This is a genomic window from Psychroflexus sp. MES1-P1E (genome assembly GCF_002836055.1).
Classification (GTDB): Bacteria; Bacteroidota; Bacteroidia; order Flavobacteriales; family Flavobacteriaceae; genus Psychroflexus.
This window is the reverse complement of record NZ_PJBS01000157.1, coordinates 1-13,563: the sequence shown is the minus strand read 5'-3', so window position 1 is coordinate 13,563 and position 13,563 is coordinate 1. Positions and strand designations below refer to the sequence as shown.

12 protein-coding genes are annotated in these 13,563 nt (G+C 36.8%); 1 reads left to right on the top strand and 11 read right to left on the bottom strand.

What is annotated here, in order from left to right; translation table 11 throughout:
- Positions 1-221 precede the first annotated feature (221 nt).
- Positions 222-1,076: a sterol desaturase family protein gene (locus CXF67_RS05935; RefSeq protein ID WP_102087912.1), complete on the top strand. Its 855-nt coding sequence runs from the start codon at positions 222-224 to the stop codon at positions 1,074-1,076.
- Positions 1,077-1,082: 6 nt separating this feature from the next.
- On the opposite strand, the gene CXF67_RS05930 is transcribed toward CXF67_RS05935, so the two are convergent.
- From CXF67_RS05930 to mnmH, 11 genes are all read right to left on the bottom strand, one after another.
- Entirely contained in the window at positions 1,083-1,307 is a 225-nt protein-coding gene (locus CXF67_RS05930) for a DUF6095 family protein (protein WP_102087911.1), read from the bottom strand.
- On the bottom strand, positions 1,291-2,112 hold the full coding sequence (gene murQ, locus CXF67_RS05925) for an N-acetylmuramic acid 6-phosphate etherase (RefSeq protein ID WP_102087910.1): 822 nt from the start codon (positions 2,110-2,112) through the stop codon (positions 1,291-1,293). The genes CXF67_RS05930 and murQ overlap by 17 nt, the downstream gene beginning before the upstream one ends.
- Positions 2,109-2,921, bottom strand: a complete 813-nt coding sequence (locus CXF67_RS05920) for a DUF4249 domain-containing protein (RefSeq protein WP_102087909.1) — start codon at positions 2,919-2,921, stop codon at positions 2,109-2,111. The genes murQ and CXF67_RS05920 overlap by 4 nt, the downstream gene beginning before the upstream one ends.
- A 2-nt stretch (positions 2,922-2,923) precedes the next feature.
- Complete coding sequence (locus CXF67_RS05915; RefSeq protein ID WP_102087908.1) at positions 2,924-5,203, bottom strand: TonB-dependent receptor; 2,280 nt, start codon at positions 5,201-5,203, stop codon at positions 2,924-2,926.
- 166 nt (positions 5,204-5,369) lie between these two features.
- Positions 5,370-6,011 (bottom strand): O-methyltransferase, encoded by a 642-nt coding sequence (locus tag CXF67_RS05910; protein WP_102087907.1) that lies wholly within the window; start codon positions 6,009-6,011, stop codon positions 5,370-5,372.
- A complete protein-coding gene (locus CXF67_RS05905) occupies positions 6,011-7,096 on the bottom strand; it encodes an amidohydrolase family protein (RefSeq protein ID WP_102087906.1) in 1,086 nt (361 codons plus the stop codon). Before CXF67_RS05905 ends, CXF67_RS05910 begins: the two co-directional genes overlap by 1 nt.
- 180 nt (positions 7,097-7,276) lie before the next feature.
- A complete protein-coding gene (locus tag CXF67_RS05900; protein ID WP_102087905.1) occupies positions 7,277-8,668 on the bottom strand; it encodes an FAD-dependent oxidoreductase in 1,392 nt (463 codons plus the stop codon).
- Positions 8,661-9,929 carry a kynureninase gene (gene kynU / locus CXF67_RS05895; protein WP_102087904.1) on the bottom strand — a complete coding sequence of 423 codons (1,269 nt, stop codon included), beginning with the start codon at positions 9,927-9,929 and terminating at the stop codon, positions 8,661-8,663. The genes CXF67_RS05900 and kynU overlap by 8 nt, the downstream gene beginning before the upstream one ends.
- A gap of 3 nt (positions 9,930-9,932) precedes the next feature.
- On the bottom strand, positions 9,933-10,625 hold the full coding sequence (locus CXF67_RS05890; RefSeq protein WP_102087903.1) for a hypothetical protein: 693 nt from the start codon (positions 10,623-10,625) through the stop codon (positions 9,933-9,935).
- 543 nt (positions 10,626-11,168) lie between these two features.
- Positions 11,169-12,206 (bottom strand): selenide, water dikinase SelD, encoded by a 1,038-nt coding sequence (gene selD, locus CXF67_RS05885; RefSeq protein WP_102087902.1) that lies wholly within the window; start codon positions 12,204-12,206, stop codon positions 11,169-11,171.
- A gap of 4 nt (positions 12,207-12,210) precedes the next feature.
- Positions 12,211-13,233 carry a tRNA 2-selenouridine(34) synthase MnmH gene (mnmH, locus tag CXF67_RS05880; protein WP_102087901.1) on the bottom strand — a complete coding sequence of 341 codons (1,023 nt, stop codon included), beginning with the start codon at positions 13,231-13,233 and terminating at the stop codon, positions 12,211-12,213.
- Positions 13,234-13,563 lie beyond the last annotated feature (330 nt).

Genomic DNA, 13,563 nt, shown 5'->3' with positions numbered 1-13,563 from the left:
TTACTGAAAGTGAAGGCTCTAAATTTCAATTTTGTTTTTAATTATGGAAAAGTATAAAGACATATTTCTGAATTCCTTTAGTGGTTATTTCAATTATACCAAATTAAATTTATAATGTCGTATAAATAAATTGAATTATTTTTTGATTGATTGAAGTTAAAAATAATTAGCATAGCCTTAGTTACGGTAATTATTTTTGATAAAAAGCAGGCGAAAAAGAAATGATTTATTGCGACATTATAGGTTTAAATTGGTATTACTTAGTTAACGAAATTCAAAACCCTTCCTTGACTAATTATTTTTGGTGGCTAGTTGGCCTATCTCTTCTAGTCTTGTCTATGGAAATCATTAGTCCATGGAGGAAAAATCAGAAAATAATAAGAAACGGATTTTGGTTAGATCTCTTTTATGTGTTCTTCAATTTCTTCTTATTTTCTCTAATGGGTTACAATGCCGTTTCCAATATCGTCGTTGAGCTGTTTAATGATGTTTTAGGACTTATAGGCATAGAAAACCTTGTGGCTTTTCAAGTTCAGAATTTCCCTATTTGGTCTCAATTTCTTATCATATTTCTGTTGGCCGATTTTATTCAATGGAACATTCATATTCAGTTGCACAAGCAACCTTGGTTATGGAAATTTCATAAGGTGCACCATAGCGTAAAAGAAATGGGCTTTGCTGCACAATTTAGATTTCATTTTATGGAGACTGTTATTTATAAAGGAGTGCAGTATATTCTTTTGGCGTTAATAGGGTTTGGTATCCAAGAGTTTTTTATAGTCTACACGTTTGGATTTTTTGTAAGCCATCTTAACCATGCCAATGTGGGCTGGGACTATGGTCCACTGAGGTATATTTTTAATAACCCAAAGATGCACATCTGGCACCATTCCAAAGCATTACCAGAAAACCAACCTTACGGAATGAATTTTGGTTTATCGCTAAGCGTTTGGGATTATATATTTGGAACGGCACACGTTCCTGAAGACGGAAAACATATTGAACTTGGTTTTGAAAAGGATGAAGAGTATCCTCAAGATTTTTGGAATCAACTCAAAGAACCCTTTAAAGAATGAATTTATTTATTCATCAAATAAGGCTTTTACAATAGTTCGAATTCCCTTAAATATAAAATATCCTGCTGCACTACTTAGCAAGATTCCTCCTATAAGAATAGGCCAATAAAGAGGTTTGTCTTGATTGTTAAACGCACTGAAGATAACTGAAGGTCCAATAAAAATTAGGGGTATGGCTCCAGCCATAAATTTCACTCCTTTTGCTAACGTATCTTTATTGGTGCGTTTCATGTTCAATAGCTTTTCTAACACTTCCGTGTTGTTTTAGGAGTTCTATGGCTTTTTGATCAGAAATCCCTAAGGCTTTAGAAATTAGAGAGCTTCCACGTTGCTTCAGTTTATCATTACTCAATTGCATATCGACCATCTTATTGTCTTTTACTCTTCCGAGTTTTATCATCACAGAGGTGGATATCATATTCAAGGTTAGTTTTTGTGCAGTGCCTGCTTTCATTCTAGAACTTCCCGTTAAGAATTCAGGACCTACGATCACTTCGATAGGATAATCTGAAACTTTAGAAATATCTGTATTGGGGTTACAGACCATACAGCCTGTCGTTATATTTTCTAACAGGCATCTTCTTAGACCTCCAACAACGTATGGGGTGGATCCTGAAGCTGCGATTCCAACAACAACATCTGCCGAGTTAATGTTATGGGTTTGCAGGTCTTTCCAAGCTTGTTCGGTATCATCTTCAGCATGTTCAACTGCTTTTCTAATGGCTTGGTCTCCTCCAGCGATAATCCCGTTGACCATATCTGGTGAAACCCCAAATGTAGGTGGGCATTCACTAGCATCCAAGATGCCTAAGCGTCCACTGGTGCCCGCTCCAATATAGAAAAGTCTACCGCCTATCTTCAATTGTCCTACAATAACATCTACTAGCTTTTCAATGGATGGTATTTGCTTTTCAACGGCTAACGGAACACTCTGGTCCTCACTATTGATAGTTTTCAAAAGCTCTGAAGTTGACATCTTTTCTAGGTGTCTGTAGTTTGAATCTTGTTCGGTTATTTTTGAAAATGGTTTATTCATTCTTCAATGGTGTATAGGACTTCATTGACTTCTGACAAACTAAAGTAACCAAAAATTAATTCATCTTCATCTGCAGCATTGCTAATATTACCTCTAACAGTAGCAGGCTGAGTTTCAAAGGGTCCACCCGCACTTCCAGCTTGAGCTAATAGTATATTTAAAAAATTATAGTAAGCCTGAGAAACCCCGTGATTTTCTATGACGATATCCATTCCAGGCTCTAAATCTTCATCTGAATATAAACCGAAAATAGAATTTCCATCATTGAATTCATCATCGTAAATTTCGAATTCTGGGAAGGCCCTAAAAGGAACGAAAAACTTAAAGAGGTAGTAGTTTTCTACGTCTGCTGGATCTGTGTAAAATGCTTTCAGTTCAATGTCTTCACCACTAAATCCTCCTTCATTATTTTGTTGTATTGAGTCTATGGAAACAACGGGTTTTAAGGTCTCTTTAGCAGTATAGAGCTGGTTATCGACTTCTACAGATAAGGTATAATCCATATCGATTTCTGGTATAAAATTTTGAGTTCTATATTCACCTGGATTTTGTTCTTCAAAATTAAATGCAGTACCATTAGCATCGACCACTGTTATATTCGCATTACTAACAGTGACAGGTTCTTGTTCAAAAAAACCTCTTGTTCGGCTAAGTTTTATCGTTTGTTCTTCCCCTGTTGTTCCTTTCTTCCACTGCAAAGCAGCATCCACGACTAGTCTTGGTTGAGCTTCTTCTAGATTTATTTCCACAACATCTTCACAAGAGATAAGAAGAAGGGCTAGGCACAGAAATGTTAGTATATTTTTCATGCTCAAAATTTAAAATTATAACTCACAGAGGGTACTATCCCAAAAATTGAAAATCTTACGGCTTCATTTTGACCCGAGGTGGGGTTTTGCTCAAAATTCAATGAAGCGGCATTCCTTCTATTGTACACATTATAAATACCAAAATTCCAGGAGGTAGACCAATTTTTGTTTTGCCGCTCAGGGGTGTAAGTTGCAGAGATATCTAATCTGTGAAAACTGGGTAACCTATTTAAATTCCTGCCTTCAAAAACAGGAATGTTGAGATCTTGAAATTCAAATTGTCCCACTGGAAAATTAACAGGTCGCCCTGTTTGAAGTACAAAATTGGCATTTAACTGCCACTTGGGGTTAAGTTCATAACTGCTAGTCAATGAAATGTCATGTGTTTTATCGAATCCATTCAAATACCAATTTCCGTTATTTACACCGATTTCATCAGGGGTTCTTCCTGGGGTTCTTTGCTCGCTTCTGGATAAAGTATAAGATAGCCAACCCGTAAGTCTACCCGTATTTTTCTTTAGATAAAATTCCAATCCATAGGCTCTTGACTCACCATTTAGAATAGAGCGCTCTATAGCATCATTGGCTATTAAATTGGCACCATCTATATAGTCAATTCTGTTGGCAATGCTTTTATAAAATAGTTCAGTTTCAAAGGTAAAAGGTGAGTTTTCAAAATCTTTAAAAAACCCTAAAGCATATTGATCTAATTTTTGTGGCTTCACATAAGCTCCGCTGGGAGTCCACACGTCAAACGGAGTGGGAGAGGACGTATTGGAAAGCAGATGTAAATTCTGAACCATACGATTATAGCTCGCCTTTATAGAGGTATAATCGTCTAGGGCGTAAGAAATCCCTAGGCGAGGTTCAAAATTGATAAAACTTTCACTGATGGATGAGGTATTGCCTTCTCGTGTATCTATGGGTTGAGCTTCTACATAGATATCTCGAGTTTCGTCATATAGCAATGGATTATCGTTGGCATATACATCTATGGTCTCATCCTCCATTCTTAAAAACGCACTGACCCTCAATCCGTATTGAATATTGACATTATCGGTTAAAGATTGATTCACAGAAATAAAGGCGGCATTGTCGAAGGCATATTTATTATCTAAATCTCTAGAGTTGATACCAGAGTCTGCGCTGGTAGGTACAATTTCTCCTGGATCGATGGTGTACTGAATGCTGCTCAATCCATAAGTTAGACTCAATTCTGAATTGATCTCGTGATTGATCTTATAGCTTAAATCGAAATTGGATATGCTATTTTGAAAATTAAATCCTACTAAAGATAGATCCAATTCATAATTATATCGACTAAAAGAGAAGTTTAATTTTGAATTTATAGTATCATTAAATTCATGTCTCCAGTCTAAAATTCCAAAAGCATTACCGTAGATGTTGGTAAAACTATCGTTGATATTGACATAATCACTTCCGTAATACCCTGAAAAACTCAGCGTGTTTTTATCATCAATATTGAAATTTAATTTGGTGTTTAAATCGTAGAAATAGGCAGAATTTTGGTTGTCTGCTAATTTTAGAAATAAATGTGCGTAAGTCCCCCGACCACTTATTAGAAATGAACTTTTATCTTTTTGTATAGGGCCTTCTAAAGTTAATTTACTAGAAATAATACCAATACCACCCTCGCCTTTTAAAGACTGGCTATTTCCTGTTTTTTGCTGAATATCCAGTACAGAAGAAACTCTTCCACCATAATTAGACGGAATACCTCCTTTGTAGAGTTTTAGATTTTTGATTGCATCTGGGTTAAAAATGGAGAAGAAGCCAAATAAATGAGAGGAATTATAAATAAGAGCATCATCAATAAGAATTAAGTTTTGATCTGTAGATCCACCCCTTACATTAAACCCTGAAGCCCCTTCACCTGCATTAGAAACGCCTGGCAATAGGAGTAGAGATTGGATGACATCTACTTCTCCAAAAACCACAGGTATTTTTTTAATACTAGACGCATCGAGTTTACTTACACTCATTTCTGGATCTCTAATATTGATACCTTCAATATTATCTGTGATTAAAATTTCATCGAGGCTTTCAGTTTTAGAAAGGAGGGTCAAATCTATGATTTTGTCACTGGTCAATTTCAGCTCCATTTCGATATTTTGGAAGCCCACATAAGAGACTTTCAGTCTATAAGTCCCTTTTGCAAGTTGAAGTGAGTAGTCTCCATTTTGATCTGAAACTACTCCTCTATTTGGATTAATGATCTGGACAGTTGCTCCAAAAACTGGTAAACCAGCATCATCGGTCACTTTACCAGATAACTTATAGCCTTGGCTAAATAAAAATTGGGTAATGAAAAGCGTAAAAAATAGTATGGAAGGCTTGATAGTTTTTTTTTAGCCAAATATATTTAACCTATTTGTCTTAAACTCATTTTAACTTTTAAATAAAACCAAAAACTTTTATCTTAAAGTATCAGCGTTTTCTAGATAGGGTAAGACCGTCTCTAATGGGAAGCAAAACAGTTTCTAGTCTTGGATCGTCCTTTAAAACTTTATTGTAGGCCAATAAGGCTTTGGTATCTTCGTCTTTTGGATGCAGGGTTTCAATAACTTTACCACTCCAAAGTACATTATCGGATAAGAGTAAGCCTCCTGGTTTTAACTTATCAATAATCAGTTCAAAATACGTTGGATAGGACTTTTTATCTGCATCCATAAAGATCAAATCAAACTGCATATTCATCTTCGGAATGATACCTCTGGCATCTCCTGTGTATTGAATAATTTGAGGACCGAAACCACTTATATCAAAATACTTACGTTGTAAGTCGTATAATTCTTCATTGCGATCTACGGTGTGGATTTTTCCTTCTTTTGAAAGACCTTCTGCTAGACTTAAAGCTGAGTAACCTGTGTAAGTTCCAATTTCTAATACTGATGTTGGTTGGATTAATTTTGAAATTAAACTCAATAAACGGCCTTGGAAATGGCCGCTTAACATTCTAGGTTGTAAGACTTTCTGCCAGGTTTCTTTGGTTAACTGCTGAAGTAATTTAGGTTCCAGTTCTGTATGGGATTCCGCATACGCTTGGAGCTCTGATGGGATGAAATCCATTAACTTATTATTTTTTTGACTAACTTTTCTTTTTCAGCTTCATCATCCCCAAATAGCCATTGTAAGACATTATCCGACCAGATTTCATTTTTTTCAGATTCAGTGATAATCTTTTCGTTCAAGGCCAGATCTAAGATTTTGCCAGGATAAGAAGATTGAGGTTCACTCTCCATTTCACCCAAAGGATATGGATCGTCCAAGCCTGCCAAAATTTGAGAACTGTTTTGATTTTCTAACAATAACTTTAAAGATCTGGTATCATGAACCAGCGTGTCAAAAAAGATATTTTTATGCCCTACCGACTTTCTTGGGTGGACTTTACCTTCAAACAAATCTGGTCGACCATCAAAGCCTTGAATTCGTCTTCCTAAATTGATTTGTGCCAATTGCCCACCATGAGCAAAACAGACCCGCATATTGGGGTATTTGTCGGGATATCCATTTAGGGTTAAGAAATGGTAAGCGTCTGCACATTGAGCCAACATCCAGATAAGATGAAAACGCCAAGAGGTATTTTCCAACTTGATGAATTTTTCACCATCGTAAGGATGAATCTCAACAGCTAGATTATATTTACTCGCCAGTTCAAAAATAGGTTCGTTTTCTTCATCAAAAATACATCGCCAGGTCCCAATGGTGTCCATGTAATGAGTGGGAAGGCATAGCAATTTTAAACCTAGCTCCTCTACGCACCGTTCTATTTCCCACAAAGCTCCATTTACAAAGCCTGGGTGAACCACAAAGCCGCAGGTGAATTTCTCTGGATGATTTTGTTGAACTTTAGCATTAAAATCATTTTGAAAGCGCAAAGCTTTCTTCATTTCCTCTACACGTAAGCCATTGCCATAAAGTTGAGACAAATTTAGAACTACTGCATGATCAATCTTGTAACGCTCCATCCATTCTAGTTTTTCTTTTAAGAAAAAACTAGAATCGGTGACGGGACGTTTCCACCCTTTCTGCAGCATGAATTTTCTATCCTCATCTATCCAAAAAATTTCTTTTTCCCTCATAAAATCAGGGATCTCTTCAGGATAGGGAAGTAGGTGAGAATGTCCGTTTATTCTAAGATTTCTTTTCGTCATCACTTTTGGTTTAAACAAACTGAGCTATAACCTTTATAAAAAAGAAATGCTCAGTCTTTCGGTAGAACTACCGCAATCTAATTATAAATTAAAGTATTTTACCCTTAACAAGCTTACTAAAATTAAGGTTTATTTTGACTTCGTAGGACTAGTTCAATCTGAGTAATAGCAAAAAAGAAATCAGACTTCAAATAAGAGTTCCCCCTCTAAAACCTGTTGACTTACTTTTTGAATCAGTGTAAGCTGGTCTCTTAAACTTTGATCTCCATTCAATTTATGGTGCTTTAAGAGTCCCAAAATGGCTTTATCCTGAGCGCGGCCTTTGTCCATAGCCTCTTTGTAGGAGACTTCTTCACTAAAGGTAACTAGAGAATATTTAGAAAAATACTCCTTAGGAAATTCTTTTTCTAGAGCCAGTTCAAGCTTTCGCTTTTCCAAAAATAAATCTTGAGCCGTGTGGGATTTCATTTCATGAAAATTATCCAAAGCCAAGTCAGCAATGGCATCTGCATTTGGTTTTCTAGAGTCACTAAACGCCTTAAAAGCAGCTTTTAAATCGAAATTGGTTTCCTGTAAAATATCATCAAATTCCACAACATCTTCAAAAGAGGCATTCATACCTTGACCGTAAAACGGAACAATTGCATGAGAGGCATCTCCCATAAGAAGTGCTTTTCCATAAGTCCACGGATCACACCTCACTGTACCTAAAGGCGCCGTAGGATTTTCAAAAAATTCAGTCCCCAAATTGGGCATCAAAGCCAGGGCGTCTGGGTAGTCGGTTTTGAAGTAGTCTTCAACGCTTTCTGCAGTGGTTAAGGAATTAAAATTATTCAGCCCACCTTCATAAGCCAAGAATAAGGTGACTGTGAAGCTCTTGTCTTGGTTAGGTAAGGCAATCAACATATTTTCTCCTCTTGGCCAAATGTGCAATGCTCCTTTTTCTGCAGCATACTCACTTTCAGCACTGGGAGGAAACGTCAATTCTTTATAGCCATGAGTCAAGAAATCTTGAGAATGACTGAACAAGAAACCTCGTTCTTTTTCCATTTGCTGCCTCACGACAGAGCCAGCACCATCAGTACCAAAAATCACATCTGCTTCTATGGTATATTCTGAATTGGAATCCGCTGTCTTAAAACTCGCGTGGGCCTGCTTCAAGTCTACATGAACACAAGAGTGATTGAATTTAAGATCAACATTTTTGAAGGTATCCAACTCATCCAATAGAATTTTATTGAGACCGCTTCTGGAAATGGAGTTGATATACTCTCCATCTCTTCCGCTGTATTTTGAAAGCTGAGTATGGCCTTCTTTATCGTGAAGCATACGTCCTAACATAGGAATGCAATAGGCTTCAATTTTATGTTCCAAGCCTACCCGTTTTATACCTTTTAGGCCCCTATTTGAAAGGGCTAAGTTGATAGAGCGACCTGCAGATAAAGCGACAGTTCTCATGTCTTCTCGTTTTTCGACTAAAGTCACTTGGTAGCCATGTTGAGCAAGGCGAAGAGCTAGCAGCGATCCGCAAAGACCGGCACCTATAATAAGTACAGATTCAGTTTTAAGCATATAAGCAGTTTTTTAAAATTTGTACAAAGGTGAATACATCCGTATAAGAATTATAGAGTGGAGCAGGAGCGATCCGGATCACATCAGGTTCTCTCCAGTCTGCCACCACACCTTTGTCCATCAATTGATGGAATAGTGATTTATTAGCATTTTTGACTTGTATAGACAATTGGCAACCTCTTTCCTCAGGAGATCTTGGGGTTAAAATTGAAATCTCCTCCATGTCTAAATCATCGATGAGAAATTCCAGAAAACCAGTTAAAAGCACAGATTTTTTTCTGATGTTGTCAAAGCCTGCTTTCTCAAAAAGATCCAAAGATGATCGAGTCCCTGCTAAAGATAGAATTGGCGGATTGCTCAATTGCCATCCGTCAGCGGTTGGAATAGGGTCGAAGTCTACCCGCATATTAAACCGCGAGTCTTTGTTATGTCCCCACCATCCTACGAAGCGATTGATATGCTCATCGGCAATATGCTTCTCATGTATAAAACAACCGCCTAAACTCCCAGGCCCAGAGTTGAGGTATTTATAGGTACACCACACGGCAAAGTCGGCACCAATGTCGTGCAAATTGGGTTGGATGTTTCCAGCTCCGTGCGCCAAGTCAAAACCAACGGTGATATCCTTTGTTTTCGACACCTCTGTAATTCGTTTTAAATCATAAGATTGACCAGAATAATAATTGGTACTGCCTATCATCACCAAAGCAACCTCATCGCCGTGTTCCTCGATAATTTGTTCAAAATCTTCTGTTCTGCAGAGATGCTCACCAGGTCTCGGTTTCCATAATAGCAGTCCCTCTTTAGGATCTATATTATGAAATTTCAATTGAGATTCTACGGCATATATGTCAGACGGAAAAGCATCGCTTTCTATGACGATCTTAAACCTTTTGGGAGTAGGCTTATAAAAAGAAACCATCATGAGGTGTAAGTTCACCGTGAGGGTATTCATAATGACCACTTCTTGGGGTTGAGCACCAACTATTTTAGCCATTGATCCAGCGAGGTCCTCATTAGAAGTCATCCACGGATGTGTTGCATCGCTATGACCTTCTACGCCTAGATTTGCCCAATCTTGTAATTCTTGTTGAATAAAAGCAGAGGTTTGTTTAGGTTGGAGTCCTAGCGAATTCCCACACAAATAAACTTTTGTAGACCCATCTTTTGCCTTAGGAAAAAGAAACTCAGATCGATAGGCTCTCAGGGGATCAGCCTCGTCTAGTTGTTCTGCAAATACTTTAGTGTTTAGATATTTCATATATTAATTAACACTGATGTTTGTAAAATACAATCTAAAATTGCCGTCTTTGGTCTTATGATTTTTGGCCAATTGTAAACCTTTAAAATCTTCGTAATCTTCCCAGGTAGTCACCAATACTGGTTTTTTACTCCCATTTGGAATATAAGACCACTCTTGAATTCTCATGGCATCATCCAAATAGATTTTATAGGTATCTCCTGGTGTGTAGCCTGCTGCCTCTGAATACATTACCGTGACTTCTGTTAATTTTTCTTTAGAAATAGGAGCTTCTACATTTTCTTGAGTTTTGAAATCAAAATTTTCATCCCAAACCAACTGAAATGGAAAGACTAGCCAATATTTATCATTGATAAAAGCTTGATCTATCGACTTTAATTCTTCCGTTATTTCACTTCTTTTGTATGTGGCAGTTGTGTCTTTGGTCGTCATACTCACTTGGTCGGTTTTTGGATTCCATTCCCAAGACCGTTCAGAGTGGTTTTCTCCAGCATCTACGTTAAAGGTATATTTAAAAGTCTCTACATTCGACCAGTTGCTATAGCCATTGGCATTGGCAATTTCTTCAAGTAAACTAGACTCTTCCATTGAGGTTTCACCAGTTTCTGGGGAAGACTGATTTTCTTCTTTTTTATCTTTCTGAGATTGGCAGCTCCAAAGGACTACCGATAATAGAATAAATGTAAAGATTTTCATGGTTTGTTTTTTACAAAGTTAAACTTTTCAATGAGCCTCTACAAATTATGTCTTTTGGAAGTCTTATTTATTAACATTTGTAGGATGTAAAAGCACAGGACTTCCTAAAGACTTTTCCATAAACTCAGTTATATCCCTAAAAAACGTCAATCTCTAGGGTTTTTCACCGACAGTTATAAAATCCACTAACCAAGACCAATCATCGCACTCCCTTTCAAGAAGCGACTACACGGATTAAATTCAATATTAGTAGTTCTATAGAAGAATATTAGCTGACATGGGAAAGCAATCAATCCCACCTTCATCTAAACTTTTAAAAATATCAAATGAGTAGAACAACACCTGTTTTTAGTTTAGGGTCTGTTTTGAAATAAAAGGCCTGAATTACACGAGGTTATTTTGTTTGGCAGTATGGCGGAAAACACAGACATCCCCGATAGCTGTCGGGGATGTCTGTGTTTTATATTTTCAACGTAGCTGACGAGCAAAAGAACAAGTAGAAATAGGTAGGTTATTTCATCACAGACCCTTAGTTCACTACTCTTAGTTATTTATATAAATTGGCGATTCCGACTTTTCTATGAGTTCTCCTATCGGTTCTGCAAAAAGCCCCTTACTTTTTAGAATCGATTCAACTTTTTTAGAAGCCTCTTTTTTGACAGCAATTAATAATCCTCCACTGGTTTGTGGATCACATAAGATATGTCGTTGCTTTTCATCTTCGATATTAAGCTTGTGACCGTAACTTTCCCAATTTCTCAGCGTTCCACCGGGGATGCATTTTTTGTCTAGATAGCCATGAATCTCTTCGAAAATTGGCACTTTATCATAATTAACAATGGCAGATACATCACTAGCTTCACACACTTCAAGTAAATGTCCCATAAGTCCAAACCCAGTGACATCGGTTAGAGCTGTTACTTCGTTAATCTCTGAAAGATCCATTCCAACATCATTTAGAACCATCATCGAGTTGGCAGCAATATCTTTATGGTCCTCCTCTAGAACACCTTTCTTTTGTGCTGTAGCCAAAACACCAATACCTAGAGGTTTGGTTAGATAAAGAATGCTTCCTGCCTCTGCTTTATCATTTCGCTTTAAATTAGAAATGGTGACCGACCCTGTAACTGCAAGCCCAAAAATAGGTTCTGGATTATCAATACTATGGCCACCTGCAAGCAATATTCCTGCATCAGAACAGGCTTTTCTTCCACCTTCCATTACTTGAGCAGCAACTTCAGGAGCTATTTTATCAATGGGCCATCCTAGAATTGCAATCGCCATTAATGGCTTTCCTCCCATGGCATATACATCGCTTATAGAGTTGGTGGCCGCTATTCTTCCAAAAGTAAAAGGGTCGTCCACAATGGGCATGAAAAAATCTGTGGTACTTATAATACCAATTCCACTTCCCATATCGTATACCGCAGCATCGTCTCTAGTATCGTTACCCACTAGAAGACGTGAATCTTCAACTTGAGGAGAGCTAGACGCTAATATGGTAGTTAATACCTTAGGTGATATTTTACAGCCACAGCCTGCACCATGACTAAAACTTGTTAATTTAATACCTTCGTTCATTTATTTAATTTGTTAAGCTCATTAAAAAATTTGCTATTTCATTAGGGTTCACTGTCGGAATCTCAAATTTTAAAATTGAAGATTCTTCACGCTTTTGTAATCCTCCTAAGTAAGCTTTGTCGTAATAAAAAAGTGTGATCTCTACAACTTTATAATAATCTCTGCTTTCAAGTGCCTCTAAGGCGAATTTGGCTTTATCGTATCCAAGCCTTTTAGTTATTTTACTAATGGCCTCTTGTAATTTATCATGGGTTAAACCTGCATACGTATCCACAAGGTGTTTTGTTCTTTCCTGAAAAGGAACATCTAAAAAATAGACAGGCATAGTTCTTATTTTAAGATAAAATGCATCAGGAATTATCACCTTTCCTATGGACTTACTTTCATCTTCAACCCATATTGGTAGCTTAGGATTTAAACCTTGTACTACTGAAAACAGATTATTTTGAAATTGCTCTGTAGTTGGTTGAGGTGGAAGGTCTATACCTCCAAAAGCAGAACCTCTATGGTTGGCTAGCCCTTCTAAGTCGATTATCTGTTGTCCTTTCTGTTCTAAAGAGTGTAGTATTTCAGTTTTTCCAGAACCGGTATACCCACTTAAAATCTTGAGGTTTAACGGGTGTTCAAAAAATTGGAGCACATAATTTCTAAAAGCTTTGTATCCTTTTTCAATAACATACACCTTTTCAAAATTATTATCGATAAGATGATCGGCAAAAGCATTACTTCTCATTCCTCCACGCCAACAATGTATCACAACTTCCTTTTCAGGGGCGATCTCAATAGACTTGCTTATAAAATCATTTAGTTTGGGTTTTACAAATTCATACCCAATTTCAAACGCCTTTTCTTTTGACTGCTTTTTATAGGCCGTGCCGACTACGGCGCGTTCTTCATCAGTAAATAATTCAAGATTATTAGCATTGGGAATATGTCCTTTCTCAAATTCTCCAGGGGATCTGACATCGATAATTGGTACATGCTTTAGATTTTGAAAGTAGAAGTCTACGGTAATAATTTGTTTCATCTTAACATCTATATAAAGTATTAAAAGTAAACTCACAACATAACATTGGCTGTTATATTTAGATGAGTATACTCAATAGTTTTTTAATTAACAGAATAGTCTTAGCAGTAGAATTAATATGGTTTTAATGGAACAAAAGTACAGCTAATCTATTAGTTATTTAAACCACTTAACATTAATATCTATAAATACTGTACAACAATTGTATACTTATTATTCATCCATTTTGTTTAAGTATTGTGTGGGTTTAATATATCTTAGGTATTGAATCTCACCAGTTGTATTTTTAAAAAAGGAAATATAAACGACCTTTAGTTGAACTTTCTAAAA

Bases quoted from the DNA above. Each gene is read 5' to 3' on its own strand.
- CXF67_RS05910 (WP_102087907.1), bottom strand. From the start codon at position 6,011: ATGGATTTCATCCCATCAGAGCTCCAAGCGTATGCGGAATCCCATACA.
- mnmH (WP_102087901.1), bottom strand. From the start codon at position 13,233: ATGAAACAAATTATTACCGTAGACTTCTACTTTCAAAATCTAAAGCAT.
- selD (WP_102087902.1), bottom strand. From the start codon at position 12,206: ATGAACGAAGGTATTAAATTAACAAGTTTTAGTCATGGTGCAGGCTGT.
- CXF67_RS05930 (WP_102087911.1), bottom strand. From the start codon at position 1,307: ATGAAACGCACCAATAAAGATACGTTAGCAAAAGGAGTGAAATTTATG.
- kynU (WP_102087904.1), bottom strand. From the start codon at position 9,929: ATGAAATATCTAAACACTAAAGTATTTGCAGAACAACTAGACGAGGCT.
- CXF67_RS05890 (WP_102087903.1), bottom strand. From the start codon at position 10,625: ATGAAAATCTTTACATTTATTCTATTATCGGTAGTCCTTTGGAGCTGC.
- CXF67_RS05900 (WP_102087905.1), bottom strand. From the start codon at position 8,668: ATGCTTAAAACTGAATCTGTACTTATTATAGGTGCCGGTCTTTGCGGA.
- murQ (WP_102087910.1), bottom strand. From the start codon at position 2,112: ATGAATAAACCATTTTCAAAAATAACCGAACAAGATTCAAACTACAGA.
- CXF67_RS05935 (WP_102087912.1), top strand. From the start codon at position 222: ATGATTTATTGCGACATTATAGGTTTAAATTGGTATTACTTAGTTAAC.
- CXF67_RS05905 (WP_102087906.1), bottom strand. From the start codon at position 7,096: ATGACGAAAAGAAATCTTAGAATAAACGGACATTCTCACCTACTTCCC.
- CXF67_RS05920 (WP_102087909.1), bottom strand. From the start codon at position 2,921: ATGAAAAATATACTAACATTTCTGTGCCTAGCCCTTCTTCTTATCTCT.